Genomic DNA, 24284 nt, shown 5'->3' with positions numbered 1-24284 from the left:
TTAATCTATAAGTAGTTATATCTTTTTTTTTTTTGTGTTTAGTTTATAACAGTGGCGCCCACCCCCGCCCGCCCGCCCCCCCGCGCGGGGCCGCCCCCGCCCCCCCCACAGCCGCGAGACGGTCGTGGGCGTCGAGCATCAGCGAGCGCCAGCCGGCGGCCTTGAGACCGAAGGTGGTGGGCACGGCGTGCTGGGTCAGCGTGCGTCCGGCGATCGGTGTGTCGCGGTGCTCGGCGGCGAGTCGCGCCACGCCGTCGGCCGCGCGTCCGAGGTCGGCGAGGACGGGTTCCAGGGCGCGGGCGGCGACCAGCATGGCGGCCGTGTCCAGGATGTCCTGGCTGGTGGCGCCGCGGTGCACATGGGCGGCAGCCTGCCGGTCGCGCTCGGCGACGGCCGCGGTCAGGTCGGCGACGAGCGGGATGACGGGGTTGCCGCCGGAGCGGGCGCGCAGTGCGAGATCCCGGACGTCGTAGCGGCCGGTCTCGTCGGCCGCCGCTGTGACGGCCTGCGCCGCCGCGGCGGGGGCGAGGCCCAGTGCGGCCTGTGCGCGGGTCAGCGCGGCTTCGGCATCAAGCATCGCGCGGACGTAGGCGGCGTCGCCGGTGGCGGCCTCGACCGGTGACCCGGCCGGCCCCGGGGAGAGCAGGCCGAAGTCCTCGGCGGCGTCAGTCGAAGGCAAGGAAGACCGTCTCCTCGTGCTCACCGTCACCCTGCAGCCGGATGTCGAAGCGGTGCAGTCGCTCCCCGTGGGCGACGGCGAGGAGGGTGGCGCGGCGCTCGGGCTCCAGGCCGGCCAGCAGCGGGTCGGCCGCGGCGTCGGTCAGGCCGGGCAGGTAGATCCGGGTGTGCAGATGGTGCAGCAGACCACGGGCGAAGACGATCACCGAGAGGTAGGGGACGCCGCCGGGCGGCAGCGTACGCAGTTCGTAGTGGCCGTCCGCGTCGGTCCCCACGCGGCCGAAGCCGGTGAAGCCGACGTCGCCCCGGCCGATGACCGCTCCGGTGACGGGGTCGCGGCGCAGCGACCCGGGCGCGCCGCGGCGTGAGCCGTCGGGTGCGGGCTGCCAGGTCTCGATGAGGGCGTCGGGGACGGGAGCTCCGGCGCCGTCGTAGACGTAGCCGTGGACGGTGAGGGCGTCAGGGTGTCCGGCGGGCGCGATCTCGCCGCCCTTGGCGAAGGGCAGCGCGTAGCCGTAGAACGGGCCCACGGTCTGCGACGGGGTGGTGGACATCAGCGGCCCTCCTCGATCCAGGTGGCGGCCGGTCCGTCGAGGACGATGTCCCAGCGGTAGCCGAGCGACCATTCGGGGGTGGACAGGTCGTGGTCGTAGGCCGCGACGAGCCGCCGGCGCGCGGAGTCGTCGGTGACGGACTGGAGGATGGGGTCGAAGGCGAAGAGGGGGTCCCCCGGAAAGTACATCTGGGTGATCAGCCGCTGGGTGAAGGCGTTGCCGAAGAGCGAGAAGTGGATGTGGGCAGGACGCCAGGCGTTGACGTGGTTGCGCCAGGGGTAGGTGCCCGGCTTGACGGTGACGAACTCGTACGCGCCCTGATCGTCGGTCAGGCAGCGGCCGACGCCGGTGAAGTTGGGGTCGAGAGGGGCGGGGTGGTCGTCGCGCTGATGCGCGTAGCGGCCCGAGGCGTTGGCCTGCCAGACCTCCACCAGCTGGCCGCGCACCGGGCGGCCGTCGCGGTCCAGGACCCGGCCGGTGACCCTGATCCGCTCGCCGAGCGGCTCCCCCCGGTGACGGCGGGTCAGGTCGTGGTCGAGGGAGATGACATCGGTGACTCCGAAGACCGGGCCGGAGAGCTCCACTGCCTCGGGGTCGTGCAGGGCGACCAGCGGCCTGCCGGGGTGGCGCAGGACGCTGCTGCGGTACGGGGCGTAACCGCGGTCGGGGTGGCTGCGCTCGGGCGCGCCGGCGGCCACGGCCTTGGCGTAGGCCTCGCGCTGCTCGGCTATCTCCGCGGAGATTTGACCTTGGGTCAGAGGGGTGGTCATACGGGGGTTTCCTACCTTTCCAGGACCAGGGCGGGGCCCTGTCCGACGCCGATGCGCAGGGCGGCGAGGCCGGTTCCGGAGCCCGCGGCAGCGAGCTGGTGGGCGACGGCTCCGGCGATACGGGCACCGGAGGCACCGAGCGGGTGGCCGATGGCGATGGCTCCGCCACGCGGGTTGACGACCGCAGGGTCGAGAGCGGGCCATTCGGCCAGGCAGCCCGGGGACTGGGCGGCGAAGGCCTCGTTGAGTTCGAAGTGGTGAGGTCGCCGAAGCCGCGGCCTGCCCTGTCAGGGCCTTCCTGACGGCCTCGACGGGACCGAGCCCCCTCAACGAGTTCGTCAGATGAACTTAAGTTCACACTGCCGCTCATTCTGATCCCCGATCCCCCGTTCGTCAACGGCCCGGGACGTCGCGGCGCAGCCTCCCTGTCGCAGAGGCCGGAGCGGGCCTCCCCGGAATCTTGCGTTCGTTGGATGAACAATGGTTCGCGGTGTGACGTGAGTTTCGGGAAAAGCAACGGGCTTGTCAATGGTTCGGGCACCGCATGTGCCGCGCCGATGAGGGCGCGCGAGAAGCCCGGAGGGGATCCGCTCCGGGGCCGGGGTGTGAACGCCACCGCGTGCGGCGCGCAGCCCGGCGACGCGCCCGGGACGGCTCCGGTCTGCCGGAACCGGGTGGTGAATGCGGCGGCCTGGGTGCGGCCCGCCGTCCGGGCTCCGCTCGCTGCAGCCGGGACGGCCGCGGTACCGCCGCCCCCTCGTAGGCCCGGGTCTTTCGTTCGGATCAGGCCGGACCGCGTGGCCCGGCATGATCCGGACGAGGCCTTAGTTCAGCAACGCCCTCGCCGCGCGCGCCCGTCCTCTGATCGCCTCCGCGGCTGTCGGCTCCACCGCCCCCACCAGCTCCGCGTACTCCTCCATCTCCGCCGCTCCGCGGAGGAACTCCCCGCTCTGTACGAGCAGCTGAGCCCGCTCGTACCGCAGCCTCGCCGGGTGGGACGGCAGCAGCAGCGAGAGTTCCACCGCCCAGAGCGCCACCCGCGTGCTCTCCGGGCGGACCGCCGCCCACGCCCTGATGTTGTTCAGGATCCGCAGCACGATCTCCAGCGGGCGGGCCGGCACCAGCATCGACGGTTCCAGCGGCGCTCCGGTCGCCCCCGTCACCAGCAGCTCCGCGTCCTGCCCGGTCATCGGCCGGCCGCCGGCGAACGGGTCGGCCAGCACCCGTTCGGCCGGATCGCCGAACCCGACGACGAAATGACCCGGCAGTGCCACCCCGTACACCGGGGCGCCCGCCCGCCGCGCCACCTCGATCCACACCACCGACAGCAGGATCGGCAGTCCGCGCCGGCGCCGCAGCACGTGGTGCAGCAGTGACGACTCCAGCCGCTGGTAGTCCGCCGAGGAGCCCGCGAACCCGCACCGCTCGCCGAGCAGTTCGGCCAGCGCCGAGGCCCAGGCAGGCCCGCTCCGTACCCCGTACGGAAGCAGGCCCGCCAGCCGGTCCAGCTCGATCTGCGCCGCGTCGATCCCGGCCGCGTCCAGTGCCGGGTCGGCCTCCGCGGCCAGCAGCAGGCAGAGCAGCGCCAGATCCGGCCGTTCGGCGCGCGCCTCCTCGGCGAACTGCCGTCGGAGCTCGTCCCGCCCGGAGCCCGACGGGTTCTCGGGGTCCGGCGGATCCGGTGGGTTCGGGGGGTTCGGCGGGTTCATGGGGGACACGTATGTACCTTCCCCGGTTACGCCGACCGGAAGTGGTGATAGAGGTGATGCGTCACGAACCCCATCCGGTCGTAGAGCGCACGCGCGCCCTCGTTGTCCTCCTCCACCTGCAGCCACGCCGCCGACGCGCCCTCGTCCAGCGCCTGGCGGGCCAGGGCGGTCATCACGGCGGTGGCGAGACCCCGGCGCCGGTACGCGGCACCGACCTCGACGGCCATGAAGCCCGCCCAGCGCCCGTCCACCACACACCGCCCGATCGCCGCGGGCGCCTCGCCCTCCGCGTCACCCGGCACGGTCGCGAACCACACCGAGGGCCCGCTGCCCAGCACCTTCAGCACATGAGGGCCGGGGGTGTCGAACCGCTGGTAGCGCGAGAGCCACCTCTCGTCGATCTCCCGGCTCAGCCGCACCGGCGCGATGTCCGCGTCCAGATCGCCGATCGGGGCCAGCGCCGCGATCCGTAGCTGCGCCGTCACCTCGCGCCGCCACCCATGGCGCTCCAGCTCCGCGCACAGCTCCTCCTGCGTGCCCTCGGCGCCGGTCGCGGTCTGGATGTACGCGGGCAGGCCCCGGTCGTCGTACCACCGTTTCACCCGTGCGAGCGCCTCGTCGAGCGGGATCCCCGGGTCGCCGAGCGGCAGCACGGAGTTGGCGCGCCGGGTGAAGCCGGCCGCGGAGCGCAGCAGCCAGTCGCCGAGCGGTTCGCTCTCGACGGGCTGCCAGGCGCGGGCACAGACGGGGGCGAGCTCCGCGAACGTGGCAGCCGGACCCCGGCGCCGGGCCGGTGCGGACGGCACGACCTTGCCCGCCACCAGCGACGATTCGGCGATATGGACGGACTCACCGCTCTTCGGTGTGATCGACAGCACACCGGCGTCCCACGATGTGAGAACACCTACCGTGTCGGTGAACTTCGTCCCCGCCGCGTCGCCCTTGGAGCGGCGTCGGACTGATACCCGTTTGCCCACGTCAGCTGGTGTAATTCGGACCTCAAGCCGTCCGCCGATGGTGAATTCCACAGCTCTGTCCGCCCCTCCTGTTCGGTTCGTGCCCAAGAACGGAGATACTAGACGTGGGCATCGACGACGCCGCGCTCCCGCGCGAGAGCCAACGCCCTACCGAGGAGGAACGACAGCGTGACCTACGTCATCGCGCAGCCTTGTGTCGACGTAAAGGACAAGGCCTGCATCGAAGAGTGCCCCGTCGACTGCATCTACGAGGGCCAGCGGTCCTTGTACATCCACCCGGACGAATGCGTCGACTGTGGAGCCTGTGAGCCGGTATGCCCGGTCGAGGCGATCTTCTACGAGGACGACACCCCGGAGGAGTGGAAGGACTACTACAAGGCGAACGTCGAGTTCTTCGACGACCTCGGGTCGCCCGGTGGTGCCTCCAAGCTGGGCCTGATCGAACGCGACCACGCGTTCATCGCAGCACTGCCACCGCAGAACCAGTAAGCAGCGGCCGGCACGTGCGCCGCCCCGGTCCCGTACGGCTCGTCACCGTGCGGGGCCGAGGTGTTTTCCGGCCCGGGCCACCGGCAGCCCCCGAACCACCCGCATCACCCTCGTAACCCTCGTACGAGAAAGCAGAGATCCGTGTCCGCAGCAGTCTCCTCCCGCCTCCCGGTCTTCCCCTGGGACAAGCTCGCGCCCTACAAGTCGACCGCTGCGGCCCACCCGGACGGCATCGTCGACCTGTCCGTCGGCACCCCCGTCGACCCGGTGCCCGATCTGATCCAGCAGGCGCTCGTCGCCGCCGCGGACAGCCCGGGCTACCCGACGGTGTGGGGAACGGCCGAACTCCGCGACGCCCTCACCGGCTGGGTGGAACGGCGCCTCGGCGCGGTCGCCGTGGCGCACGAGAACGTGCTGCCGGTCGTCGGCTCCAAGGAGCTCGTGGCCTGGCTGCCGACCCAGCTCGGCCTCTGCGCGGGCGACAAGGTGGCGTACCCGCGGCTCGCCTACCCGACGTACGAGGTGGGCGCCCGGCTCTGCGGCGCCGAGCCCCTCGTCTACGACGACCCGACCGAGCTCGACCCGGCCGGCCTCAAGCTGCTCTGGCTCAACTCGCCGTCCAATCCGACCGGCCGCGTCCTGTCCAAGGACGAGCTGACCCGGATCGTCGCCTGGGCGCGCGAGCACGACGTGCTGGTCTTCAGCGACGAGTGCTACCTGGAGCTGGGCTGGGAGGCCGAACCGGTCTCCGTGCTCCACCCCGACGTCTGCGGCGGTACGTACGAGGGCATCGTCGCCGTTCACTCGCTCTCCAAGCGCTCCAACCTCGCCGGATACCGTGCGGCCTTCATCGCGGGCGACGCGGCCGTCCTCGGCGAGCTGCTGCTGATCCGCAAGCACGGCGGAATGATGACGCCCGCCCCGGTCCAGGCGGCGACCATCGCGGCGCTCGGCGACGACGCGCACGTCGCCGCGCAGCGGACCCGGTACGCGGAGCGGCGCGCGGCATTGCGGGCGGCGCTGGAGGCCCACGGCTTCCGGATCGAGCACAGCGAGGCGAGCCTCTACCTGTGGGCGACGCGCGACGAACCGTGCTGGGAGACCGTGGCGTACCTCGCGGAGCTCGGCATCCTCGTGGCGCCCGGCGACTTCTACGGACCCGCGGGCGACCGCTTCGTACGCGTGGCGTTCACGGCGACGGACGAGCGCGTCGAGGCAGCGGTCAAGCGGCTGTCCTGAGCCGGACGACATGACCGGCATCCCGTGATCTGCATCGCATGATCTGAAGGACACGCGCGAGAGGGCCTCGGGAGTGCGCACCCGAGGCCCTCTCGCGCGTGTCGTGCCGACTGGATCAGCCGATCGGCAGCCCCTGGGTGGGCAGGCCCTGGGTGGGCAGGCCCTGCGTCGGCAGGCCGCCGCCGGCGAGGCTGTCGGTGGGCAGACCGCCCTTGGCTGCGGCACCGGTGGCCCCGCCGACCAGCTCACCGGCGCTGCCCGCGGCCTCACCGGCGGCCTTCTGCGCGGTGGGGACGACCGTGCCGCCCGTCTTGCCTGCGGCCGGGAGGGTCGTCCCGACGATCTTGCCGCCGGTGGCGCCTGCGGCCTTGGTGCCCTGCTGGGACGCGCCGTCGACGGCCTTGTCGAGGCCTGCGCCGTCAACCGTGGTCAGACCGCCGAGCTCGGGGGTCTGCGGGAGCTCCGCGGCACCTGCGGCGCCGGCCGCACCGACCACGGGGGCTGCACCCGCCGCGATCAGCAGCGCGGCACGGGCGATCCGACGGGTCAGGGGGAGGGACATGATGCTCCTTCGACGGTGTGGATTCTGTCTGTCCGTTGACCGGACGCAGTGACAACCGTCGTGGGGGAGGGAGAGGTTGCGGTGTGCCGAGGTAAAGAGTCGGTAATGCGTCACATAATCGGCAACGGAGGAACCCGGGCAAACATTGCATTCATCGAGTGTTCGATGAACCGTCACTTCTCTTTGTTCGCAAGGGATTTGGCGCACAGAGGGAGAGCTGTCGAAAGCGTGCGGTGACGGCCGGTTCCGGAAAGGCCGGATGGCCCGTACGGGCGACCTTCCGTACTAGCGAACGAGCCGTATGCGGACCGCTGTGGTGCCCCCTTCCGTGCGCTCCGTCCGCCAGCCCGACCCGGCCTTCCATATCCGTCCCGCATACGCGACCTCGTCGATGTCCAGCGCCTCGGCCTGCGCCACGGCCCAGTGCGCGAGCTCCCAGCCGCGCTGCGCCGTGCCACCGTCCCCGGCGGTCCGGGCGGACTTCACCGGCACCGAGACCGTGCCCGCCGCCGACGCCCCGCCCGCCGACGCCCCGCCCGCCGACGCCACACCCTTCGCCGCGCCCGTGGTGGGCAGCACGCCCTTGCCGAAGGTCCGCACCAACTCCGCGCGAACCTTCGCCGCGTCGGCCGCTGCGGCCGACGTCCGGGTCGGCCTGCAGTTGAGCGCCGTGGGCGTACGGCCGGTCAGCGCGGCGGCCAGCAGCGCGGCATCCGGCTCGTGCTTCGCGTAGGCCTGCGGGTAGCCGCTGCGCTGCACGCGCTGCGCGGCGACGGTCAGCGGCAGCCGCGAGTAGCCGGGGACCTCGGCCAGATGCTGATAGAACTTCCCGGCCGCATAGACCGGGTCCATGATCTGCTTCTCGGTGCCCCAGCCCTGCGAGGGACGCTGCTGGAACAGCCCGAGCGAGTCGCGGTCGCCGTGCTGGATATTGCGCAGCCCGGACTCCTGCAACGCCGTCGCCAGCGCGATCGTCACCGCACGCTCCGGCATTCCGCGCGAGGTGCCGACCGCGGAGATCGTCGCGGCGTTCGCGGCCATCTCCGGACTCATCCGGTACGTACGCCCCCGGCCCGCCGAACCGTCGGCGGACTGCACCGTGCACCGTTCGACACCTTTGTCGCCGGTGACGTACTGCACGGTCAGATAGCCGGCCACGGCGAGAAGCACGGCGAGAGCTGCCGCGATACGGAAGGGACGGCTGCGGCCGGTGTGTCGGCGGGTGGAGGAAGCGGTCCGGGGCACGGGCCTACCGTACTGGAGGGGCCGAGCGGGCCCGGGACCGCTTCCTCCAGGGGGGCCGGCCCATCGGGCCGGGTACCTCCTGAGGACTGGTACCCGAAGTCGCTTAGGGTCGGTTCCATGCCCGAAAGCACGCTTGACCTCACCCTGGACGGCCCCGCGCTCACCGCCCGGATCGTCGACTTCCCGTCGGTCAGCGGGGACGAGAAGGAGCTGGCCGACGCGATCGAGACGGCTCTGCGCGCCCTCCCGCACTTGACCGTCGACCGGCACGGCAACAACGTCGTCGCCAGAACGCAGCTGGGCCGCGCCGAACGCGTCGTGCTCGCCGGACACATCGACACCGTCCCGATCGCCGACAACGTTCCGTCCCGGCTCGACGAGAACGGCGTGCTCTGGGGGTGCGGCACCTCCGACATGAAGTCCGGCGTAGCCGTCCAGCTGCGGATCGCCGCCACCGTGCCCGAGCCCAACCGCGATCTCACCTTCGTCTTCTACGACAACGAAGAGGTCGCCGCACACCTCAACGGGCTCGGCCATGTCGCCGACGCCCACCCGGACTGGCTGAAGGGTGACTTCGCAGTCCTCCTCGAACCGTCCGACGCCCAGGTCGAGGGCGGCTGCCAGGGCACCCTGCGGGTCTTTCTCCGTACGGAAGGGGAGCGCGCGCACTCCGCACGCAGCTGGATGGGGTCCAACGCCATCCACGCCGCCGCCCCGATCCTCGGCCGCCTCGCCGCGTACGAACCGCGCCGGCCGGTCATCGACGGGCTGCAGTACCACGAGGGGCTCAACGCGGTACGGATCGAGGCGGGCGTCGCCAACAACGTCATCCCGGACGCCTGCACCGTCGTCGTCAACTACCGCTACGCCCCCGACCGCAGCGCCGAAGAGGCCCTGGCCCACGTCCACGAGGTCTTCGCGGACTGCGGCGTCGTCGAGTTCACCGTCGACGACCACTCCGGCGCGGCGATGCCCGGCCTCTCCCACCCGGCGGCCAAGGCGTTCATGGCCGCGGTGGGCGGCACCGCCCAGCCCAAGTTCGGCTGGACGGACGTCTCCCGCTTCGGCGCGCTGGGCGTCCCCGCGGTGAACTACGGACCCGGCGACCCGCTCCTCGCGCACAAGCGCAACGAACACGTGGCCGTCGACCGGATCACCCACTGCGAGGAGCGGCTCCGCTCCTGGCTCACCAGCTGACCCATGACATTCCCCTGCGCGTCACCTCGGTAGATCTACTCTGACCTGACACAGAACGTCGGCATGTCGTCGGAGGGAGCAGGTCATGGGCAACCCCGAGGAAGCGCACGTCCCCGAGGAGCAGCGGCTCGGACCGGTACTGCGCCGCAGGGAACAGGTACAGCCCGGCACCACCGATCAGCGGCTGCTGGACACCGAGGGCGACTCCGAGTGGGTGCACACCGACCCATGGCGGGTGATGCGCATCCAGTCGGAGTTCGTCGAAGGATTCGGCGCCCTGGCCGAGCTGCCCAGTGCCATCAGCGTCTTCGGCTCGGCCCGCAGCCCGGCCGGCGGACCGGACTACGAGGCGGGCGTACAGATCGGCAAGGCGCTGGCCGAGGCGGGCTTCGCGGTGATCACCGGGGGCGGGCCCGGAGCGATGGAAGCGGCGAACAAGGGGGCGCGGGAGGCGAAGGGCGTCTCGGTCGGCCTCGGAATCGAGCTGCCCTTCGAGTCCGGCCTCAACCCGCATGTCGACATCGGGGTCAACTTCCGCTACTTCTTCGTCCGCAAGACGATGTTCGTGAAGTACGCGCAGGGCTTCGTCGTCCTGCCCGGCGGCCTCGGCACCCTGGACGAACTCTTCGAGGCGCTCACCCTCGTCCAGACGGGCAAGGTGACACGCTTCCCGATCGTGCTCTTCGGCACCGCGTACTGGACCGGGCTCGTCGACTGGCTGCGGGACACGGTGGTGGCGCAGGGGAAGGCGTCCGAGCGGGACCTGCTGCTGTTCCACGTCACGGACAGCGTGGAAGAGGCGGTCAACCTGGTGACGAAGGAAGTCGGCCGGTAGGACGGCACGCGGGGATCCGCCCGGACCCCGCTCCTCGATCGCCGGACAGGCTTGAACAAACCTGTCCGGCGATCGAGGACACAACGGGGTCCGGGGGCTTGCGCCGTTTCGGGCAGGGGCGGGCAGGGGCAACGCCCCGGCTACGCCAGCCCCCTCCGCGCCACCGCCGGCGCCCGATGCCCGGAAATCGACGCCACCATGTCCAGTACCTGCCGCGTCTCCGCCACCTCATGCACCCGGTACACCCGCGCCCCCAGCCACGCCGACACCGCGGTGGTCGCCAGCGTCCCGAGCAGCCGTTCCTTCACTGACCGGTCGAGGGTCTCCCCGACGAAGTCCTTGTTGGACAGCGATACGAGGACGGGCCAGCCGGTCTCCGCCATCTCACCGAGCCGACGCGTCGCCTCCAGCGAGTGCCGGGTGTTCTTCCCGAAGTCATGACCGGGGTCGATCATGATGCCGTCCGGCCTGACCCCGAGCTCCACGGCCCGCTCGGCCAGCCCTTCCGTCACCCGCAGGATGTCCGCCATCACGTCGTCGTACACGACCCGGTGCGGCCGGGTCCGCGGTTCGGCGCCGCCCGCGTGCGTGCATACCAGCCCCACCCCGTACCGCGCGGCGACCTCCGCGAGCTTCGGGTCGGCACCGCCCCACGCGTCGTTCAGCACATCCGCACCGGCCTCACAGACCGCCTCGCCGACATCGTGGCGCCAGGTGTCGACGCTGATGACGACATCCGGGTGGCGGCGCCGCACCTCGGCGACGAACCCGACCGTGCGCCGAGCCTCCTCCTGGGCCGTCACCTCCTCGCCGGGGCCGGCCTTCACGCCGCCGATGTCGATGATCGCGGCGCCGTCCGCGACGGCCTGCTCGACCCGGGCGAGCGCGGGCTCGTCGCGGAAGGTCGCGCCCTGGTCGTAGAAAGAGTCCGGAGTACGGTTCACGATCGCCATGATCACCGGCTCGTGCGCCCCGAAATCGCGCCGCCCCAGCCTGAGCGCACCGCTTCGCATCCCGTGTTTCTCCTCTTGGTAGATCGCCCCGTGGGTCGCCTGCGACCCTAACTGTCGGCACCGCATGGCACGATCGGAGCCGGACAGGTTTCCGCCCCAGGGGAGATGCGCGTGTTCTGGTTCTTGCTGCTGGCGATGGTGGTGGTCGTGGCTGCGGTCACCCTCGCGGTGGTCGGCGGAGGGAGGAGTGCCGTCCTGCAGGACGTGGCGCCCGAGCAGCTGACCGACCCGCTGCCCGCGAACCGCCCGGTCGGCCGTGCGGACATCGAGGCGATGCGACTGCCCGTGGTGGCCCGCGGCTACCGGATGACGGACGTCGACGACGCCCTCGGCCGGCTCGGCGCGGAGCTCGCCGAACGCGACGCGCGGATTGCCGAGCTGCAATCGGCGCTCGCCGGCGCGCAGGCGACGGCGGTGGGCGGCAAGGGGCTCTTCAAGGAGCCGCAGGACCGGCCGCGCCGCGAGCGGTCCCCGTGGGAACCGCCGCACCGGCCGGCGCCGTCCGGCCCCGCGCCCGGACCTTCCGGACCTTCCGGACCTTCCGGGCCGCAGTCCGGGTCCCGGCCCGGCGGGGAGCCGCAGCGATGAGCGGCGCCGGCGTCGAAGCCGCGGCCGACGGCAGGCTGCGTTGCTCCTGGGCACTGTCCACCGACGACTACCTCGACTACCACGACACCGAATGGGGCCGCCCCGTCCACGGCGACGACGCCCTGTTCGAACGGCTCTGCCTGGAGGCGTTCCAGTCCGGGCTGTCCTGGCTGACGATCCTGCGCCGCCGGGAAGGGTTCCGCAGCGCCTTCGCCGGGTTCAAGATTCCCGCGGTCGCCGAGTTCACCGACGCCGACAAGGAACGCCTCCTCGCCGACGCCGGGATCATCCGCAACCGCGCGAAGATCGAGGCGACCCTCGCCAACGCCAAGGTGCTGGCCGACTGGCCGGACGGCGAGCTGGACGCACTGATCTGGTCGTACGCCCCCGATCCGGCGACCCGCCCCGCCCCGCGCACCCTCGGAGACGTCCCGGCGGTCACCCCGGAGTCCACAGCCCTTGCCAAGGACCTCAAGAAGCGCGGCCTGCGCTTCATCGGCCCCACGACGGCCTACGCCCTGATGCAGGCGTGCGGGCTGGTCGACGACCACCTGGCCGAGTGCGTGGCCCGGGGGACCGCGGCGTAGCGGAGAGCTACTTCCCCAGGTACTTCGGCGTCGCCTTGTCCAGGAAGGCCTGCACCGCGATCGTGTGGTCCGCCGACGCGCCCGCCTTCGTCTGGAGCTCGTCCTCCTTCTCCAGCGTCTCGCTCAGCGTGTGGCCGGCGCTGTAGGCCAGGGAGGCCTTCAGCGCGGCGTACGCCACCGTCGGACCGTCCGCCAGCCTGCGGGCCACCGCCAGGGCCTCCGCGGCGAGGTCGTCGGCGGGCACCACCTTGTTCGCGATGCCGAGCTCGTAGGCGTCCTGCGCGGAGATCGACCGAGGGAAGAGGAGCAGGTCGGCCGCGCGGCTCTGGCCGATCAGCCGGGGCAGCGTCCACGAGACGCCCGAGTCGGCGGTCAGGGCGACCCCGGCGAACGAGGTGTTGAAGGACGCGCTGTCGGCCACCACCCGGTAGTCGCAGGCGAGCGCGAACCCGAAGCCCGCGCCGGCCGCGACACCGTTGACCCCGGCGACGACCGGCTTCTCCATCTCGGTGATCGCCCGCACGACCGGGTTGTAGTGCTCCTGCACGGTGCTCAGCGCATTGCCCGTGCCGGATTCGTGGGTGGCGGCGAGCGTGGCGACGTGTTCCTTGAGGTCCTGGCCGACACAGAAGGCGCGCCCGGTAGCGGTGAGCAGAACGGCCCGTACGGCGGCAGCGGCCGCGGCCGACTGCAGCGCGTCACGGAGCGCCACCTTGGCCGCCGTATTCATGGCGTTCATCGCGCCGGGTCGGTTGATCGTGATCGTCGCGAGACCGTCAGTTACTTCGTAGAGCACCGTGTCGGCCACGTTGTCCGCCATTTGCTGTCTCCTTTGCGCCTCGGGCAATGCCTGTCGAGGCAAGCATGGCCGACATCACGGAGGGCGAACATGTGACCTGCGTCTAACAATTGCGCCCCGATGCAGGGGCGAAGGCGACGTAGTATCGCAGTCGGATCGCCGAATTGAGTGGTTTTGAGAGAGCGCGTTGCGCAAGCGATGCAGACCGATGTTGGTCATCGGGGTCTGTGATGCGGGATAATGGCCTGGAAGCAATGTGTTCGATGCCGGTGACACAGCGCCTGTCATGGGGCCGCCGGTTGATATGAGCTGGTTTCAGGAAGGGGAACGAGCATGGCGGCCATGAAGCCGCGGACGGGCGACGGCCCGCTCGAGGTGACAAAGGAGGGGCGGGGCATCGTCATGCGCGTTCCGCTCGAAGGCGGCGGTCGGCTTGTCGTGGAGCTGACGCCGGACGAGGCCGATGCGCTCGGCGACGCCCTCAAGAAGGTCGTCGGCTGACGCGGAGGCGCCCACACTTCACCACTGCCCCGCCACGGAGTCCGTGCCGGGGCAGTGGTGCGTCCGGAACACTTGACCGCCCGGGGTGCAGGGCAAGGGACGAGGACCGCGGGACGGTCACCCGCGCCGGACCGCGCACAGCAACCCGTCGCCCACCGGCAACAACGTAGCCATCAGCTCCTGGCTCTCCCGCACCGCCCGCAACAGCTCCCGCAGCCTCAGCACCTCCGCGGGCTGCGCAGCCGAGTCGACCGTGCGGCCGTCCGCGAAGACACCCTCGAAGCAGACCAGACCACCAGGTCGCAGCAGGCGCAACGATTCAGCGAGGCAGTCCAGGCTCTCCAGCCGGTCGCCGTCGCAGAACACCAGGTCGTATCCGCCGTCCGCGAGTCGCGGAAGTACGTCGAGGGCGCGTCCCGGAATGAACCGGGCCCGATTGGCGGCGAATCCCGCGGCCCGGAACGCCTCCCGGGCGAACTGCTGACGCTCCGGCTCCGGATCGACCGTGGTCAGGACGCCGTCGGGCCGCATCCCGTGCAGCAGATAGATGCCGGAGACGCCGGTTCCGGTGCCGATCTCGGCCACCGCTTTGGCGTCCGTCGTGGCAGCGAGCAGGCGCAGCACGGCGCCGGTGCCTGGCGACACCGAGCGGAGCCCTGCGTCCCGGGCCCGGTCCCGGGCCCAGCGCAGTGCTTCGTCCTCGGCGACAAAGGCGTCGGCGAACGCCCAGCTCGTCTGCCGGTTGGCGGTAATGACCCTCTCCTGTCCCCGTAGTTGGCGCAACGGTGACTGTATCCGCTGTACCCGGGAACCCGCAGATGGGACCGGGCGTTATCAAGGGGCAGGGGAAAGCGCGTGGACGGGGCCCGCAGATCGGGCCCGGGAATCCACGGCCGGCGGTTCCCGGGGGTGACCCCCGGCCCCAGCAGGAAAAAGGCTTATCCGGAGCTAACGGGCGAGGTGGCTATGGTAGGGGCTCCACTGGACACCACCAGAGCCGACAGGGGAGGTGCGGCTGCGCCTGTGGATCGGGGAGGAGTGCTGCGGCGCTTCCTCAGGTCGGCGGGTGAGCCGAAATTCGTGACCAACATTGCTGACCGTTCTTCCAGCGACTCCGCACCGACCGCGACCTTCGCCTCGGATGCGGACTCCCAGGCCTGGATGCCGCCCTCATGGGAAGAGATCGTCAGCACGCACAGCGGTCGTGTGTACCGCCTTGCCTACCGACTGACGGGTAACCAGCACGATGCCGAGGACCTCACCCAGGAGGTCTTCGTCCGGGTGTTCCGTTCGCTGTCGACCTATACGCCCGGCACCTTCGAGGGCTGGCTGCACCGCATCACGACCAACCTGTTCCTGGACATGGTCCGGCGTAAGCAGCGGATCCGTTTCGACTCCCTCGGCGACGACGCCGCCGAGCGGCTGCCGAGCCGTGAGCCGTCCCCGCAGCAGGCTTTCAACGACACCCACTTCGACGCGGACGTGCAGCAGGCGCTGGACACCCTTGCGCCCGAGTTCCGTGCCGCGGTCGTGCTCTGCGATATCGAGGGACTTTCGTACGAGGAGATCGCCGCGACACTCGGTGTGAAGCTCGGCACTGTGCGCAGCCGCATCCACCGCGGCCGCTCGCATCTGCGCAAGGCGCTGCAGCACCGCTCTCCCGAGGCCCGTGCCGAGCAGCGTTCGCTGGCGGGCGCGATGGTGGCGGGGGAGGGCGGATCGGCGTGAGTGGCACGGGTCCGACCCCTGCGGAACAGCACCTGGGGGACCGGCTTGCCGCGCTTGTCGACGGTGAGCTCAAACATGACGTCCGTGACCGGGTTCTCGCCCATCTCGCGACCTGCACCAAGTGCAAGGCCGAGGCTGCCGCCCAGCGACGGCTGAAGAGCGTCTTCGCACAGTCTGCCCCGCCTTCGCCGTCCGAGGGGTTCCTCGCCCGGCTGCAGGGCCTTCCCGGGGGACCTGGTGGTGACGACGACAGCCAAGGAAGACCATTCGGCGGCGCCGGGCGCTTCGCCGACGGACTCTTCCCCGTGATCCAGCCTTCCGGCAGCCGCACCGATCCGCCTTCGGGGAGTTCACCGCTCGACCGCTTCGGCTATCTTCCGACCCCGCACGGCTCGGCCGCGGTGCTTCCGGGTGCCGCGTCGCGTTCTGCGTTCCCCATCCATGAGGTGGGCCGGGACGCGGACCGTTCGCTGTGGCGCGGCCGCAGGTTCGCCTTCGCGGCGGCCAGCGCCGTCTCACTGGCGGCCATCGCGCTCGGTGGCGCCCTGCCGACGGACGCCGGTCCCGACGCCCCGATCCGTGCCGAGGGCGCGGGAAGCAATGTGCCCCCCCTCGATGCCGACGCACGCGCCGAGAGCGGCAGTGTGACCAGCCGCCGCGGTGGTGGCATCGGCACGTCGGCCGCGCCCGACAGCAGCTCCACCGTCGCCGCCACGCCGTTCCAGCATTCGAAGGGCCGCGTGCCCGCACTGCTGGGCGCGGGTTTCGCCGCGCCCAACCCCTTCATGGTGCCGGTGCTGACCTATGTGTCCGCGCCGCCGCTGATACGTCCGACTGCTACCAGCCCCCTGTTCACCCGGGTGCTCGGCAGCGGACTGGCTCCCACGTCCCCCGCGCCCTCGCCGACCTCGTCCTGGACGCCCACATCGGCCTCGGCCCTGCCGAGCTCCGCCGATCACGGTCTGCCGCTTTCTCCCCGGCGCTGACCGGGGTCTGCGCAGACATTCGCAAACCTGGTTGAATTCCGGGACGGACGCCCCCTCACGGGCGTGCAGAGGCCAGTTGCGCAGTTGCGGGGAGAACATGGACGACGGGAAGCCCACCGGGCCGAAGGCGAAGTGGTGGAGCCGCCCCACGCCGGGGAACACCACCACTTCAGCGCCGGAGAGTGCAGCCGCCGCGGTGGATGCACCGGTCGAGGACGCGCGGGCCGTGGACACACCCGCGCCGCCCGAGCCGGTGGCGCCCGCGCAGCTCGTGGCACCCGGGCCCGTGACGCCCGCGCAGTCGGTAGCACCGGAGCCCGTGGCACCCGAGCCGGTGACACAGGCACCCGCAGCCCCGGCCCCCGCGCCGACGGTCCACGCATCCGCCCCCGCGGTGAAGCCGCTGCACGAGCCCGATGAGTACAGCACCCCGCCGTACGGCGGTCCCGGGCCCTGGGCGCCCGCACCGCCCGTACAGCGCCCGGTCCCGACACCGGCCCACGGCACCCCCGTGCCCGCGCCGTACGCGGGCACGAACGGTGCGGGCATACCCACCGGGCCCGCGCCCGTCCCCACCCCGGGCTCAGCCCCCGCCCCGGCCTTCGCGCCCCCGCCCCAGCCGCCCCAGTCCACGCAGTGGCTGCAGTACGACCCCTGGGGCGCGCCCCGGCAGCCGCTGACCCACCCCGGTCCGCTGCTCGGCTCCGACGGCGGGCGGGGAAAGAGCCGACGCGGCTCCCTGCTCGTCGGGGCGCTCCTGCTCGCCCTGGTGGCGGGCGGCATCGGCGGCGGCATCGGGGCCTACATCGAGCGCAACGGCGGTCTGACCACGGTGGAGCTCCCGCAGGCCGCGAAGAACAGCGGCGGCCGCGCCCCCGACAGCGTCGCGGGCATCGCCGCCAGCGCCCTGCCCAGCGTGGTCACTCTCCACGTCAGCGGCACCACCGAATCGGGCACCGGCACAGGCTTCGTCCTCGACAACCAGGGCCACATCCTCACCAACAACCATGTCGTCGCCCCGGCCGGCTCCACCGGCGACATCACGGTGACGTTCAGCGGCGGCGAGACCGCGAGCGCCGAGATCGTCGGCAAGGACAGCGGCTACGACCTCGCCGTGGTCAAGGTCAAGGGCGTCTCCGGGCTCAAGCCGCTGCCGCTGGGCAACTCCGACAATGTGCAGGTCGGTGACCCGGTCGTGGCCATCGGCGCCCCCTTCGACCTGTCCAACACCGTCACCTCCGGCATCATCAGCGCCAAGGACCGGCCGATCACCGCGGGCGGCGAGAAGGGCGACGGCAGCGACATCAGCTATGTGGACGCGCTGCAGACCGACGCCCCGATCAACCCGGGCAACTCCGGCGGTCCGCTGGTCGACACCGACGCCCACGTCATAGGCATCAACAGCGCCATCCGCGCCGCCGACAGCGGTTCGACGACCGAGGGCGGCCAGGCGGGTTCCATCGGCCTCGGCTTCGCCATCCCGATCAACCAGGGCAAGCGGGTCGCCGAAGAGCTGATCAACACCGGAAAGGCCACACATCCGGTGATCGGCGTGACATTGGACATGAAGTACACCGGTGACGGCGCCAAGGTCGGCACGAAGGGGGCCGAGGGCAAGCCCGCGGTGACGCCGGGCGGTCCCGGGGCAAAGGCCGGCATCCAGCCGGGCGACATCATCACCGATGTGGACGGCCAGCGGGTGCACAGCGGCGAGGAGCTGATCGTGAAGATCCGCGCACACCGCCCGGGCGACCGTTTGGACCTCGGCCTGACCCGCAGTGGTAAAGACCTGTCCATGACTTTGACCCTGGGGTCGGCAACCGGCACGTGACGGCACCGGGACGCTACCGCCCGGACAGTAACGCCGGGTACCGTGGGCCGGGGCCGGACCTCATCCGACCTGGTCCATGGTCTCGGAGAACACGAGGAGCAACTAGGTGTTCAATGACATAGGCGCACTCGAAGTGGTGACGCTCGTGATCCTCGGTGTGCTCGTCTTCGGCCCGGACAAGCTGCCCAAGGTCATCCAGGACGCCTCGCGCTTCATCCGCAAGATCCGTGAGTTCTCCGAGAGCGCCAAGGAAGACATCCGTACGGAGCTCGGCCCGCAGTTCAAGGACTTCGAGTTCGAGGACCTCAACCCGAAGACGTTCGTCCGCAAGCAGCTCATGGACGGCAACGACGATCTCGGGCTGAAGGAGATCCGCGAGAGCTTCGACCTCCGCAAGGAGATGACGGAGGTCACCGATGCGGTGAACGGGCGCGAGACCACGTCGGCGGAGTCCGCGGGCGGCGTGTCGGGCGGTGCGGCGATCACCGCGGCGAACGGCTCCCCGGGCGCTCCCGACCTGCTCAAGAAGCGTGAACAGCCCGCGAAGGACGACCGCCCGCCGTTCGACGCAGACGCCACCTGACACCGGTCAATCCCGACTCGTCCGGACGGTATGGCTATTCTCCATCTGTCCGGTTGCGAGGCTGCCCGAGGGGGGCGGGCCACTCCGGACCCTAGGGATCGAGGAGGCGGCCGGGCAGATGGAGACGACACGTCGGGTAGGCGCGGAAGGTGCGCCCAGCGCAGTCACCGAAGAGGGGGTGCTGGCGGCCCGGCGTACGGTCGACGGCTACCTGCAGGCGACGTTCCCCTGGTACGGACTGGACGAGGCCTTCACCGGTCCGCGCTGGCTGATGCAGGTCGGCACGGCGGCGGACGGCACGGTGCAGCACGGATCGACCGGGCATGGCGACGAGCCCCTGGTCCGGGGCGACTCGGGCGGTGACAAGCAGCGGTTCGCGGTCGTGGTGACCGTGGGGAGCAGTCCCGTGCGGCGCAGCGGCGACGGTACGGGGGTGCTGGAGGCGACCACGGTGTCGTCGGCCGCCTGGCTGGCGGGCTCGGGCCTGCTGGCGTACACATGGCCCCCGCAGCTGGACCACACGCTGCGCGACGACTGGCTGGACCAGCAGACGGAGACGGCGTTCGAACTCGCCGACGATCTGGACGGGCCCGCGTGGTCCGTGCTGTCCCTGCCGGTCGACGGGGCTCCGGTGCCGTTCCACTACCGCGAGTCGGAGTACGGGTGGGTGCTGGCGGGGTCGGCGCACGGCGGGGTGCACATCGGGGCGTACGGTCGCGGGATGAGCGCGTACGGGCTGGGATTCTCGGTGATCGGAGACATCGCCACGTACGCGTAGCGGCTCCGCGCGGTGAACCGTGACCGGCGGCGGCCGGTTTGCCGCGCTGTCCTCAATCGCCGGGCGGAGTGATCTTCCGTCGCAGCGATTGAGGACGTGGACCGTCGTCAGAACTTGTTGCGCGGGGTGATTCCCAGAGACATGCCCGACAGTCCCCGCTGGCGGCCGCCCAGCCGGTCCGCGATCGTGCGCAGTGCCTTGCCGGCCGGCGAGTCCGGGTCCGAGAGGACCACGGGCCTGCCCTCGTCGCCGCCCTCGCGCAGCCGTACGTCGATCGGGATGGAGCCGAGCACCGGCACCTCGGCGCCGACCGTCCTCGTCAGGCCCTCCGCCACCTTCTGGCCGCCGCCGGTGCCGAACACGTCGACCATTTCGTCGCAGTGCGGGCACGGCATGCCCGACATGTTCTCGACGACGCCGACGATCTTCTGATGGGTCTGCACCGCGATCGAGCCGGCCCGCTCGGCCACCTCGGCGGCAGCCTGCTGCGGGGTCGTGACGACCAGGATCTCCGCGTTCGGCACGAGCTGTGCCACGGAGATCGCGATGTCACCGGTGCCCGGCGGCAGGTCGAGCAGCAGGACGTCCAGGTCGCCCCAGTACACATCGGCGAGGAACTGCTGCAGCGCTCGGTGCAGCATCGGACCACGCCACACCACCGGAGCGTTGCCCGGGGTGAACATGCCGATGGAGATGACCTTCACGCCGTGTGCCGACGGCGGCATGATCATGTTTTCGACCTGGGTCGGCTTGCCGTGCGCGCCGAGCATCCGCGGCACGCTGTGCCCGTAGATGTCCGCGTCCACGACGCCGACCTTGAGGCCGTCGGCCGCCATCGCCGCCGCCAGGTTCACCGTCACCGACGATTTGCCCACGCCGCCCTTGCCGGACGCCACCGCGTACACCCGGGTCAGCGAGCCGGGCTTGGCGAACGGCACCTCGCGCTCCGCTGTGCCGCCACGCAGCGACGAAGTGAGTTCCTTGCGCTGTTCGTCGCTCATCACGTCGAGCGTCACGTCGACGCGCGTGACGCCTTCGACCTTCGCCACCGCGTCGGTCACGTTCTTGGTGATGGTCTCGCGCATCGGGCAGCCGGACACCGTGAGGTACACCGTGACAGCGACCGCACCGTCAGCGGCGATCTCGACCGACTTGACCATGCCGAGTTCGGTGATCGGTCGGTGGATTTCCGGGTCGTTCACTGTCGCCAGTGCTTCACGCACCGCGTCTTCGGTAGCCATACGACGATGTTACGGCGCCCGCACCCGCCGCCGGGATGGGCCGTCAGCGGTCTTCGTCACTCTCGGCGGAAAATAGTGCCCGCCGGTCGTCCATGTCCTTCACCATGTCCTGGAGTTCGGAGCGGATCCAGTCGCGGGTGGCGACCTCGCCGAGGCCCATCCGCAGGGACGCGATCTCCCGGGTGAGGTACTCGGTGTCCGCGATGGAGCGCTCGTTCTGCTTGCGGTCCTGCTCGTGGGTGACCCGGTCGCGGTCGTCCTGCCGGTTCTGCGCGAGGAGGATCAGCGGGGCCGCGTACGAGGCCTGGAGCGACAGCATCAGCGTCAGGAAGATGAACGGGTACTCGTCGAAACGCAGATTCACCGGGGCGAAGATGTTCCACAGCACCCAGATGATGACGATCAGCGTCATCCAGACGATGAACCGCCCGGTGCCCAGGAAGCGGGCGATCCGCTCGGAGAACCGGCCGAACGCCTCGGGGTCGTACTCCGGCAGCAGGCGCGGCCGCAGGTCCTTCGGCTGATCCAGCCGGCCCCTGGCGGTGCGCGTCATCGCCGACGACCCCGACGGCCCGGGCCCCGAGGGCCGGGAGCGGTCCTCACCCGCCATGGGCGACCCACTCCTTGCCGTGGAAGTCGGTCTCGCGCCAGTCCTCGGGCAGCAGATGGTCGAGCACGTCGTCGACGGTCACCGCACCGAGCAGCGCGCCGCTCTCGTCCACGACGGGCACCGAGACCAGGTTGTACGCCGCCAGATAGCTGGTCACCACCGACAGCGGGGTGTCCGGGGTCAACGTTACGAGGTCGCTGTCGACGATCGAGCTGACCAGGGTGAACGGCGGATCGCGCAGCAGCCGCTGGAAGTGCACCGTGCCCAGATACTTGCCGGTCGGCGTCTCGTCCGGGGGCCGGCACACGTACACCTGCGCGGCGAGCGCCGGGGACAGGTCGGAGCGGCGGACCCGGGCGAGCGCGTCGGCGACCGTGGCGTCCGGCCGCAGCACGATCGGCTCCGTGGTCATCAGGCCGCCCGCGGTCCGCTCCGCGTACGACATCAGCCGCCGTACGTCCGCCGCGTCGTCCGGCCGCATGAGCATCAGCAGCCGCTCCTTGTCCTCCTCCGGCAGTTCGGAGAGCAGGTCGGCCGCGTCGTCCGGGTCCATCGCCTCCAGGACGTCGGCGGCGCGCTCCTCCTTGAGCTTGCCGATGATCTCCACCTGGTCGTCCTCGGGCAGCTCCTCCAGGACATCGGCGAGCCGGTCGTCGTCGAGTGCGGCGGCCACCTCGGCGCGCCGCTTCGGCGACAGATGGTGCAGCGCGTTGGCCACATCGGTGGGGCGCAGCCGCTCGAACGTGGCGACGAGCGACTCGGCGCCCTGCCCGTGCTCCTCCAGCGAGAAGCCGCTCACCGCCGACCAGTCCACCGTCAGGGTCTCGCCCTTGCGGCGCAGCGCCCCGCCCCTGCCCTTGCGTACGAAGTACTTGACGATCTCCCAGTCGCGGCGGGCCGGGAGCTGCTGGATCGCGACATCGAGGATCGTGACCTCCTCGTCGGTCTCCACCAGCCGGACCCGGCGGTCCAGGAACTCGCCGAGGACCAGGCGTTCGGTGGGGCGCTGCTCGAAGCGCCGCATGTTCACCACGCCGGTGGTGATGACCTGGCCCGAGTCGATGCCCGTCACCCGGGTCATGGGGAGGAAGATCCGGCGCCGGCTGATCACCTCGACGACGAAGCCGAGCAGCCGTGGCGGACGGCCGCCGACCCGCAGCATCGCGACGAGGTCGCGGACGCGGCCCACCTGGTCGCCATTGGGGTCGAAGACGGGCACACCGGAGAGGTGGGAGACGAAGACCCGGGAGGCGCCTGCGGCCATGCTGTGTGCCTCCTTCCGTCCCGTCGAGATGGAGTTGGCTCGTTTACCCAGTTATTTACCCTTATGACGGGATCAGGCTAGCCCGTACCGCTCCGGGTCGGCCCGGTGGAGCCGTCCGTACGGCTCTGCGCCGGACGGCGTACCCGGCACCGGTACGCTGCCGTCAGCCACCCCCGACACGCAGATGAGAGGCAGTGCGCCCGTGACCTCTTTTGTCCCGCCCGTCGCTCCCCGCCGCCGGACCGCTGTTGCCGTCCTGCTCTGTGCGGGCCTGACCGCAGCCCTGGCGGCGTGCGGCAGCGAGGATCCGGACAAGGGGACCAACGGCGTCGGCAGACTCTCGGCGGCGGAGATCGAGAAGCGGGCACAGAAGGCGGCGGACTCCGCGGACGCGGTGCGGCTGGCCGGCACGCTGGTCAGCAAGGGCGGCACGTACAAGCTAAACATGCGACTCAAGGAGGACGGCGGCACGGGCTCCGTCACCTCGAAGAAGAGCAGGTTCGAGCTGCTGCGGATCGGTGACGAGGTCTATCTGAAGGCCGACTCCGGCTTCTGGAGCCACGACGAGAAGGGCAGCACGGACAGCAAGGACGACGCAGGTGCCGCAGCCGGGGACAAACTCCAGGACAAGTATGTGAAGGTCCCCCAGGACGACCCCACATACAAGCAGTTGCGTGGCTTCACGGACATGAAGACCCTGCTCGACGGGTTGCTCACGCTGCACGGCAAGGTCAACAAGGGCGACCACGGCAAGGTGGGTTCCGTCCGTACCGTCCAGATCCTCGGCGGCAAGGGCGAGGGCGGTGCGCTCGATGTCTCGCTGAAGGGCACGCCGTATCCGCTGCGGTTCGCCCGCGGCGGTGGCGGAGGCATCTTCACGCTCGCCGACTGGGACCTGGACTTCGACCTGAAGGCCCCGGCCAAGGGGGACACCGTCGACTACGGGCAGCAGCTCCCCAGGTCGACCTCGTAGCGTCGTCCGGCCGCCGTCAGCTCTTGCGGCGACGCTTCAGGAGCAGCCGCGGAAGCGCGTCGGGTGCGGGGCGGCGAGTGGTCACGGGGGTCGGCAGCGGCGCCGCCGCGTGCGAGATGTCCGGCAGGTCCGTACGGGAGTCGCCGGGGGTCAGCCGCAGCACCCGGCACTCGCGCGCCCACCGCTCGGTCATCTGCTCGGCGTCCGGCGCGTTCAGCCGCTTGCCCTTGAGCTCGGCGACCGCCGCCTCCCACTCCTCGGAGTGCGGCGCGAGCTCCGTCACGGAGGCCGTCCAGGCGACCAGCCGGCCGCCCTTGTCCTTGCTGCGTACGGTCACCTCGGCGGCGGATCCGTCGGTGAGACCGGCCGGGAGCGGCTGCTCGCCGGGGCCGTCCCCGACGAGATGGGCCGCCCCCTCGTGCCATACGTGCCACAGCGCCCGCGCGGGCCCGGTGCCGCGCACCCAGATGAGGCCGGACTTCTTGGTGGCCTCCTCGACGAGGGCCGGTCCGAGCAGCGAGTCAGCGGCAGCAGCAGTCATGACCTC

26 protein-coding genes and 2 pseudogenes are annotated in these 24284 nt (G+C 71.0%); 13 read left to right on the top strand and 15 right to left on the bottom strand.

Annotation, left to right across the window (positions count from 1 at the left end; translation table 11 throughout):
• Positions 1 to 97 precede the first annotated feature (97 nt).
• The 6 genes and pseudogenes from ABZV38_RS06900 to ABZV38_RS06875 all read right to left on the bottom strand — a co-directional run.
• Positions 98 to 679 (bottom strand): annotated as a pseudogene (locus tag ABZV38_RS06900) (lyase family protein); the annotation flags it as partial.
• Positions 666 to 1232 carry a protocatechuate 3,4-dioxygenase subunit alpha gene (gene pcaG, locus ABZV38_RS06895; RefSeq protein WP_356325290.1) on the bottom strand — a complete coding sequence of 189 codons (567 nt, stop codon included), beginning with the start codon at positions 1230 to 1232 and terminating at the stop codon, positions 666 to 668. The pseudogene ABZV38_RS06900 and the gene pcaG, both read right to left, overlap by 14 nt.
• The gene (gene pcaH / locus ABZV38_RS06890; protein WP_356325288.1) at positions 1232 to 2002 is read right to left on the bottom strand and encodes a protocatechuate 3,4-dioxygenase subunit beta; all 771 of its coding nucleotides are present in this window, start codon (positions 2000 to 2002) and stop codon (positions 1232 to 1234) included. Before pcaH ends, pcaG begins: the two co-directional genes overlap by 1 nt.
• Before the next feature lie 11 nt (positions 2003 to 2013).
• A pseudogene (locus ABZV38_RS06885) lies at positions 2014 to 2332 on the bottom strand (3-oxoadipyl-CoA thiolase); the annotation flags it as partial.
• A gap of 494 nt (positions 2333 to 2826) precedes the next feature.
• Entirely contained in the window at positions 2827 to 3711 is an 885-nt protein-coding gene (locus ABZV38_RS06880; protein WP_356325286.1) for a transglutaminase-like domain-containing protein, read from the bottom strand.
• A gap of 26 nt (positions 3712 to 3737) precedes the next feature.
• On the bottom strand, positions 3738 to 4739 hold the full coding sequence (locus ABZV38_RS06875; RefSeq protein WP_356325284.1) for a GNAT family N-acetyltransferase: 1002 nt from the start codon (positions 4737 to 4739) through the stop codon (positions 3738 to 3740).
• A gap of 117 nt (positions 4740 to 4856) precedes the next feature.
• Between ABZV38_RS06875 and fdxA the strand changes: the two genes are divergently transcribed.
• Both fdxA and dapC read left to right on the top strand, forming a co-directional pair.
• Positions 4857 to 5177, top strand: coding sequence for a ferredoxin (fdxA, locus tag ABZV38_RS06870; RefSeq protein ID WP_018956287.1), 321 nt, complete (start codon positions 4857 to 4859; stop codon positions 5175 to 5177).
• Between the two features lie 141 nt (positions 5178 to 5318).
• Complete coding sequence (gene dapC / locus ABZV38_RS06865) at positions 5319 to 6416, top strand: succinyldiaminopimelate transaminase (protein ID WP_356325282.1); 1098 nt, start codon at positions 5319 to 5321, stop codon at positions 6414 to 6416.
• 115 nt (positions 6417 to 6531) lie between these two features.
• Here dapC and ABZV38_RS06860 read toward each other — a convergent pair whose 3' ends face one another.
• Both ABZV38_RS06860 and ABZV38_RS06855 read right to left on the bottom strand, forming a co-directional pair.
• Entirely contained in the window at positions 6532 to 6978 is a 447-nt protein-coding gene (locus ABZV38_RS06860; protein ID WP_356325280.1) for an ATP-binding protein, read from the bottom strand.
• Between the two features lie 285 nt (positions 6979 to 7263).
• Positions 7264 to 8223: a hypothetical protein gene (locus ABZV38_RS06855; RefSeq protein WP_356325278.1), complete on the bottom strand. Its 960-nt coding sequence runs from the start codon at positions 8221 to 8223 to the stop codon at positions 7264 to 7266.
• Between the two features lie 117 nt (positions 8224 to 8340).
• Here ABZV38_RS06855 and dapE point away from each other — a divergent pair, with 117 nt between their 5' ends.
• Together dapE and ABZV38_RS06845 are read left to right on the top strand one after the other, a co-directional pair.
• Positions 8341 to 9420, top strand: coding sequence for a succinyl-diaminopimelate desuccinylase (dapE, locus tag ABZV38_RS06850; RefSeq protein ID WP_356325276.1), 1080 nt, complete (start codon positions 8341 to 8343; stop codon positions 9418 to 9420).
• 85 nt (positions 9421 to 9505) lie between these two features.
• The gene (locus ABZV38_RS06845; protein WP_356325275.1) at positions 9506 to 10255 is read left to right on the top strand and encodes a TIGR00730 family Rossman fold protein; all 750 of its coding nucleotides are present in this window, start codon (positions 9506 to 9508) and stop codon (positions 10253 to 10255) included.
• A 140-nt stretch (positions 10256 to 10395) separates the two neighbouring features.
• On the opposite strand, the gene folP is transcribed toward ABZV38_RS06845, so the two are convergent.
• Positions 10396 to 11268, bottom strand: coding sequence for a dihydropteroate synthase (gene folP, locus ABZV38_RS06840; protein WP_356325272.1), 873 nt, complete (start codon positions 11266 to 11268; stop codon positions 10396 to 10398).
• A 111-nt stretch (positions 11269 to 11379) separates the two neighbouring features.
• On the opposite strand from folP, the gene ABZV38_RS06835 reads away from it, so the two are divergent.
• A complete protein-coding gene (locus ABZV38_RS06835) occupies positions 11380 to 11856 on the top strand; it encodes a hypothetical protein (RefSeq protein ID WP_356325270.1) in 477 nt (158 codons plus the stop codon).
• Positions 11853 to 12443: a DNA-3-methyladenine glycosylase I gene (locus ABZV38_RS06830; protein WP_356325268.1), complete on the top strand. Its 591-nt coding sequence runs from the start codon at positions 11853 to 11855 to the stop codon at positions 12441 to 12443. The genes ABZV38_RS06835 and ABZV38_RS06830 overlap by 4 nt, the downstream gene beginning before the upstream one ends.
• 7 nt (positions 12444 to 12450) lie before the next feature.
• Here the strand turns inward: ABZV38_RS06830 and ABZV38_RS06825 are convergent, their stop codons facing one another.
• A complete protein-coding gene (locus tag ABZV38_RS06825; RefSeq protein WP_356325266.1) occupies positions 12451 to 13263 on the bottom strand; it encodes an enoyl-CoA hydratase-related protein in 813 nt (270 codons plus the stop codon).
• Positions 13264 to 13575: 312 nt separating this feature from the next.
• On the opposite strand from ABZV38_RS06825, the gene ABZV38_RS06820 reads away from it, so the two are divergent.
• Positions 13576 to 13743: a DUF3117 domain-containing protein gene (locus ABZV38_RS06820; protein WP_003966491.1), complete on the top strand. Its 168-nt coding sequence runs from the start codon at positions 13576 to 13578 to the stop codon at positions 13741 to 13743.
• Positions 13744 to 13860: 117 nt separating this feature from the next.
• Here the strand turns inward: ABZV38_RS06820 and ABZV38_RS06815 are convergent, their stop codons facing one another.
• A complete protein-coding gene (locus ABZV38_RS06815) occupies positions 13861 to 14526 on the bottom strand; it encodes an O-methyltransferase (RefSeq protein ID WP_356325264.1) in 666 nt (221 codons plus the stop codon).
• Between the two features lie 183 nt (positions 14527 to 14709).
• On the opposite strand from ABZV38_RS06815, the gene sigE reads away from it, so the two are divergent.
• From sigE to ABZV38_RS06790, 5 genes are all read left to right on the top strand, one after another.
• Positions 14710 to 15471, top strand: a complete 762-nt coding sequence (sigE, locus tag ABZV38_RS06810) for an RNA polymerase sigma factor SigE (RefSeq protein ID WP_356325262.1) — start codon at positions 14710 to 14712, stop codon at positions 15469 to 15471.
• Positions 15468 to 16457, top strand: coding sequence for a zf-HC2 domain-containing protein (locus ABZV38_RS06805; RefSeq protein WP_356325260.1), 990 nt, complete (start codon positions 15468 to 15470; stop codon positions 16455 to 16457). Before sigE ends, ABZV38_RS06805 begins: the two co-directional genes overlap by 4 nt.
• Positions 16458 to 16554: 97 nt before the next feature.
• Entirely contained in the window at positions 16555 to 18288 is a 1734-nt protein-coding gene (locus ABZV38_RS06800) for a trypsin-like peptidase domain-containing protein (protein ID WP_356325258.1), read from the top strand.
• A 106-nt stretch (positions 18289 to 18394) separates the two neighbouring features.
• Positions 18395 to 18871, top strand: coding sequence for a sec-independent translocase (locus ABZV38_RS06795; protein ID WP_356325256.1), 477 nt, complete (start codon positions 18395 to 18397; stop codon positions 18869 to 18871).
• A 118-nt stretch (positions 18872 to 18989) separates the two neighbouring features.
• Positions 18990 to 19649: a hypothetical protein gene (locus ABZV38_RS06790; protein ID WP_356325254.1), complete on the top strand. Its 660-nt coding sequence runs from the start codon at positions 18990 to 18992 to the stop codon at positions 19647 to 19649.
• Positions 19650 to 19756: 107 nt separating this feature from the next.
• Here the strand turns inward: ABZV38_RS06790 and ABZV38_RS06785 are convergent, their stop codons facing one another.
• From ABZV38_RS06785 to ABZV38_RS06775, 3 genes are read right to left on the bottom strand one after another with little or no spacing between them, the layout of a single operon-like run.
• Positions 19757 to 20890 carry an Mrp/NBP35 family ATP-binding protein gene (locus ABZV38_RS06785; protein ID WP_356325252.1) on the bottom strand — a complete coding sequence of 378 codons (1134 nt, stop codon included), beginning with the start codon at positions 20888 to 20890 and terminating at the stop codon, positions 19757 to 19759.
• Between the two features lie 43 nt (positions 20891 to 20933).
• Positions 20934 to 21500, bottom strand: a complete 567-nt coding sequence (locus ABZV38_RS06780) for a DUF1003 domain-containing protein (RefSeq protein WP_356325250.1) — start codon at positions 21498 to 21500, stop codon at positions 20934 to 20936.
• Positions 21490 to 22764: a CBS domain-containing protein gene (locus ABZV38_RS06775; protein WP_356325248.1), complete on the bottom strand. Its 1275-nt coding sequence runs from the start codon at positions 22762 to 22764 to the stop codon at positions 21490 to 21492. The genes ABZV38_RS06780 and ABZV38_RS06775 overlap by 11 nt, the downstream gene beginning before the upstream one ends.
• A gap of 202 nt (positions 22765 to 22966) precedes the next feature.
• Between ABZV38_RS06775 and ABZV38_RS06770 the strand changes: the two genes are divergently transcribed.
• Complete coding sequence (locus ABZV38_RS06770; protein WP_356325246.1) at positions 22967 to 23737, top strand: hypothetical protein; 771 nt, start codon at positions 22967 to 22969, stop codon at positions 23735 to 23737.
• Positions 23738 to 23753: 16 nt separating this feature from the next.
• Here ABZV38_RS06770 and ABZV38_RS06765 read toward each other — a convergent pair whose 3' ends face one another.
• The gene (locus ABZV38_RS06765) at positions 23754 to 24278 is read right to left on the bottom strand and encodes a hypothetical protein (protein ID WP_356325244.1); all 525 of its coding nucleotides are present in this window, start codon (positions 24276 to 24278) and stop codon (positions 23754 to 23756) included.
• Between the last annotated feature and the right edge of the window lie 6 nt (positions 24279 to 24284).

The sequence above is a fragment of the Streptomyces sp. NPDC005181 genome (assembly GCF_040608395.1).
Classification (GTDB): Bacteria; Actinomycetota; Actinomycetes; order Streptomycetales; family Streptomycetaceae; genus Streptomyces.
This window is presented reverse-complemented; position numbering and strand designations above follow the sequence as displayed.

Bases quoted from the DNA above. Each gene is read 5' to 3' on its own strand.
- pcaG (WP_356325290.1), bottom strand. From the start codon at position 1,232: ATGTCCACCACCCCGTCGCAGACCGTGGGCCCGTTCTACGGCTACGCG.
- pcaH (WP_356325288.1), bottom strand. From the start codon at position 2,002: ATGACCACCCCTCTGACCCAAGGTCAAATCTCCGCGGAGATAGCCGAG.
- ABZV38_RS06880 (WP_356325286.1), bottom strand. From the start codon at position 3,711: ATGAACCCGCCGAACCCCCCGAACCCACCGGATCCGCCGGACCCCGAG.
- ABZV38_RS06860 (WP_356325280.1), bottom strand. From the start codon at position 6,978: ATGTCCCTCCCCCTGACCCGTCGGATCGCCCGTGCCGCGCTGCTGATC.
- dapE (WP_356325276.1), top strand. From the start codon at position 8,341: ATGCCCGAAAGCACGCTTGACCTCACCCTGGACGGCCCCGCGCTCACC.
- ABZV38_RS06845 (WP_356325275.1), top strand. From the start codon at position 9,506: ATGGGCAACCCCGAGGAAGCGCACGTCCCCGAGGAGCAGCGGCTCGGA.
- folP (WP_356325272.1), bottom strand. From the start codon at position 11,268: ATGCGAAGCGGTGCGCTCAGGCTGGGGCGGCGCGATTTCGGGGCGCAC.
- ABZV38_RS06830 (WP_356325268.1), top strand. From the start codon at position 11,853: ATGAGCGGCGCCGGCGTCGAAGCCGCGGCCGACGGCAGGCTGCGTTGC.
- ABZV38_RS06825 (WP_356325266.1), bottom strand. From the start codon at position 13,263: ATGGCGGACAACGTGGCCGACACGGTGCTCTACGAAGTAACTGACGGT.
- ABZV38_RS06820 (WP_003966491.1), top strand. From the start codon at position 13,576: ATGGCGGCCATGAAGCCGCGGACGGGCGACGGCCCGCTCGAGGTGACA.
- sigE (WP_356325262.1), top strand. From the start codon at position 14,710: ATGGTAGGGGCTCCACTGGACACCACCAGAGCCGACAGGGGAGGTGCG.
- ABZV38_RS06800 (WP_356325258.1), top strand. From the start codon at position 16,555: ATGGACGACGGGAAGCCCACCGGGCCGAAGGCGAAGTGGTGGAGCCGC.
- ABZV38_RS06790 (WP_356325254.1), top strand. From the start codon at position 18,990: ATGGAGACGACACGTCGGGTAGGCGCGGAAGGTGCGCCCAGCGCAGTC.
- ABZV38_RS06785 (WP_356325252.1), bottom strand. From the start codon at position 20,890: ATGGCTACCGAAGACGCGGTGCGTGAAGCACTGGCGACAGTGAACGAC.
- ABZV38_RS06780 (WP_356325250.1), bottom strand. From the start codon at position 21,500: ATGGCGGGTGAGGACCGCTCCCGGCCCTCGGGGCCCGGGCCGTCGGGG.
- ABZV38_RS06775 (WP_356325248.1), bottom strand. From the start codon at position 22,764: ATGGCCGCAGGCGCCTCCCGGGTCTTCGTCTCCCACCTCTCCGGTGTG.
- ABZV38_RS06765 (WP_356325244.1), bottom strand. From the start codon at position 24,278: ATGACTGCTGCTGCCGCTGACTCGCTGCTCGGACCGGCCCTCGTCGAG.